The sequence below is a fragment of the Paenisporosarcina sp. P5_A11 genome, from assembly GCF_056400705.1.
On record NZ_JBFUKT010000248.1, the window covers coordinates 1 to 3,619 of the forward strand.

4 protein-coding genes are annotated in these 3,619 nt (G+C 33.8%); 1 reads left to right on the top strand and 3 read right to left on the bottom strand.

Features of this window, described 5'->3' with window-relative positions; translation table 11 throughout:
- Window positions 1-25: 25 nt before the first annotated feature.
- The gene (locus AC1DOS_RS18730; protein WP_477538725.1) at window positions 26-733 is read left to right on the top strand and encodes a GNAT family N-acetyltransferase; all 708 of its coding nucleotides are present in this window, start codon (window positions 26-28) and stop codon (window positions 731-733) included.
- 405 nt (window positions 734-1,138) lie between these two features.
- On the opposite strand, the gene AC1DOS_RS18735 is transcribed toward AC1DOS_RS18730, so the two are convergent.
- The 3 genes from AC1DOS_RS18735 to AC1DOS_RS18745 all read right to left on the bottom strand — a co-directional run bounded on the left by AC1DOS_RS18735 (window position 1,139) and on the right by AC1DOS_RS18745 (window position 3,093).
- A complete protein-coding gene (locus tag AC1DOS_RS18735; protein WP_477538726.1) occupies window positions 1,139-1,309 on the bottom strand; it encodes a GNAT family N-acetyltransferase in 171 nt (56 codons plus the stop codon).
- A 241-nt stretch (window positions 1,310-1,550) separates the two neighbouring features.
- Window positions 1,551-2,096, bottom strand: coding sequence for an aminoglycoside phosphotransferase family protein (locus tag AC1DOS_RS18740; protein WP_477538723.1), 546 nt, complete (start codon window positions 2,094-2,096; stop codon window positions 1,551-1,553).
- Between the two features lie 271 nt (window positions 2,097-2,367).
- Window positions 2,368-3,093, bottom strand: a complete 726-nt coding sequence (locus tag AC1DOS_RS18745) for a polysaccharide deacetylase family protein (protein ID WP_477538724.1) — start codon at window positions 3,091-3,093, stop codon at window positions 2,368-2,370.
- Window positions 3,094-3,619 lie beyond the last annotated feature (526 nt).

Below are 3,619 nucleotides of genomic sequence, written 5' to 3' on the forward strand. Positions count from 1 at the left end.
GCGGCGGTTAAGGAGACGAATTATGTTGAGTCCCATATTTGAAGGAACCATTAAAAAAAACAATCAAGTTGAACAATCATTTATTGTTCAGGCTTTAACACTGGATCATTTGTCAGATATATTATTTGTACAAGAACAAATAATTCATTCATTAACTAACAAAKAAATATTACAACCCCTCTCAATGGAGGAGTTCCAATTTATATTAAATGGCAACGGTTTAATGATTGGTGCATTTGTCGACGAAACACTGATTGCCTTTCGGGCTTTGCTAKTTCCACAAATAGATGAGGAACATCTAGGACTTGATATTGGTTTGAAAGTAGAAGAATTACAAAAGGTTATATATCAAGAAATATCAAACGTGTTGCCTGAATACCGTGGTAATCAATTACAAAAAACGCTAGCGATTCTTATTATGCAAGAGTTATCTCAACAACATCATGATTATCGTTACGTTTGTTGTACAGTGGCAACTTCAAATATACCGAGCTTGAAGGACAAGTTCGTACAAGGTATGGAAATCTTGGCACTAAAAGAAAAGTATAACGGTCTTATGCGTTTTATTTTTGTGAAAGATTTGCAAGAAGTCAATTCTCCGATATGGAACCAAGTTATGTTTATTCGTGTAGATGATTTTGAAGCTCAACAAGCAAAACTCGCTGAAGGCTGGCGTGGATTTCAACTGGAAGAACGTGACGGAGTTCAATGGATTAATTATGGACGTAGATAATGAAAATGAAGACTTTTTTATAAAAAGGCAGAAGAAAAACACCTTCAATATCAACACCTTATCTCAAGTGTTGAATATATTGAAGGTGTTTTTTTGTCCTAAGTTATGTTAAAGAATCTGTTGATATTGTTCAGCTAACTCCATTTTCCCACCTTATTTATGTCCCACTATAACGAGTGAGATGCTTATTAAGTTTCAAAATTCATAATTTTTTACATTTTCTGAGCTTGATTGCATAGAACATACATATCGGGTTGACATAACACCACGATTGGGAAGTATTCAACTAGGTTCATAAAAAAAGACTGCCATGTAAAAGGTAGCCTAACGAAATATACTGTCTAACTTTATGGGGTCACTTCATTCTTCAACTAAAGGACCTCGTTAGTTGAAGAAGGCAAAGTCCTATTTACTTTCTAAAATACATTGAAAACGTTCCACACCTGGATACTTTTCACCCAGACTCGTTATTTTGAATCCATAATTTTCATAAAAATTCACAGCATCTTTATCGGTCTCAGCAGAAACTAAAGATCTTCCGATACCTTCTTTTCTATGTTCGGGAGATACTGCGATTTTATTTCACAACGTTTTGGACCTGAAAATTCTATTCCTATACAACCAATAACATCATCTTCAAATTCATAACCATACAACTCTCGCACTGGCGATTAGATATATGGTTGATAAGGATAAAAGTTTTCTTAAATTAGGTTGAATGGATTTCGATTTAATTTCTTTCATAAAAAACATCCCTTCTTGCATTAACCTGCCTCGTTAGTTGAACAAAGAAATTCATTCTAAAAGCTAGAAAATATTAAAAGAACTCATATATTCCTTTAACAAAATAATCATATTCCTGATTATTAATTATCTTTTCTCCGTACCCTTCAAAGAACATTTGTTTGTCTACTTCATTATCAAATACATTAGGTTTAGGACGTATAGCTAAAGAAACATCATACCGCGGGTCTCCATACGATCCTCCACCCCAATCAATAACCCCAGTAACTACCCCGTTCTTGACTAAAACATCGTCAATCGTAAAATCCCCGTGTATTAACGTCTGTTTGTATTCACTAGGTTTATTAACTTTTATCTTTTTTAATAATTCTTCAGTTCCATCAACCTTGAAGTTTTTTAGATTAAATTCTGCTTGATATAACATTTCATCAAGCCAAGGTTTTTCGTGTATTATTTCACTTGGACAAGTGGTTGAATGGATTTGAGAAAGTATTTTTTCAAAGTTGAATATCATTTCTAGTCTTTTCTCCTCAACCTCTTCATTGTATAAAGCAGCTCTTAATGTTTGCCCCTCTAAAAACTCAAATAAGCCCAAGATTGACTTTTGTTTTTTGTTCAACGAATTTATTAACTTTTGGAATAGGTAGTTTTGTTTCGGACAAATAATTTAATACTGATACATATTAAGAATTTCATTAATCTCAAATATAAAAAGCCTGAATAAATTTCAGACTATTACTTCCATTACTCATTATTAATGCGTCCAATTCACTTTGAACGACGAGCATATCCTAGATTCCTACCTGTGCCTCTGAATCACTATTTGGATAGTACAGAACGCATCTTCTCCAGTATTGGAAAGTGAGAGAATTCTCCTATTTCAAACTCTTTTATTTGTTATTTTTGTACTCAATAAGTTCAGAAATAGTTACAAATTGGTACCCTTTTTTTTGAAGTTCAGGCAAAATCTCCTCGAGCGCTTTCACCGTCTGTTTCCGATTGCCACCACCATCATGGAAAAGAATGACGTCGCCTTGTTTTGTAACATTCAATACCTTATTGACGATTTTTTTTACACCTGGGTTTTTCCAATCCTCTGTATCTTGGTGCCAAGACCACATGACAACTTTGTATCCTTTGCCCACAGCCAACTTTATCATTTCATCTGTATATTGTCCGCCAACAGGTCGAAATAACTTTGGGTAAGAGCCCGTAATACTGTATATTGTTTCATTGGTCTGTTCTAATTCCTTCTCTAATTTAGTAATTGTTGTTTTAAATGGGTGAGTGTATGTGTGATTTGCTATTTCATGCCCTTCATCGTGCACTCTTAATACAAGTTCTGGATACTTATCAGCATTTTCACCAATAATAAAAAAGGTAGCTTTGGCATCGTATTTATCTAATACATCTAAAATTTCACCAGTATATTTTCGATGAGGACCATCATCAAAAGTAAGTGCGATTATTTTCTCTTCCGTTTTTATATCCCACACCACTTCTCCCGTTTGTTCGTAATGGCGACGACCCTTATCAGCAAACACATTAAATCCAGCATAAAAAATGGAACTTACAAGAATAATTGTAGATAACGCTAAAGTATACTTTTCCTTCAATTCTTCACTTCCCTAATTCAATTATTATCAATATTTTTTACTTTAAGCAACAAATTATACTCTTAAGCACACAACAAATTTTTGCCCTATTTAAGGGTGCTTTGATATGACCAATATCAAGACCCCAATTCCTTTTACTGAAGATTAGAACTCAGAGTGGTTATTAAAAAAAATTTTTGCTGTGATTTTTTGGGTTTTATGAAATAAGTAAATTTTGAGGTGGAATCTGTGCATTTTTTGGTCAAAACCTTTTTTAGTTTGTCCTCTTCTTTCCTCCTGAAGGTGGCAATTTTTTCATGTCAACTAAATGAATCATGAAAATAAATGAAATGGAGAAACTATGGAATGTGATGCTAAAAGGAGGGTTTTATTTTTGTTCCAGAGTCTTCGATATCCGATTTTTTTGGTGCTGAGTTTTTTCGCTTTTTCGTCGCTTGCTACAGCTGAAAGCGAACAATCCAAAGAACAACTTTTGAACCAGCGTATGGGTTATTACCAACAATATTCAAATCCTTCTGTGCCGTGG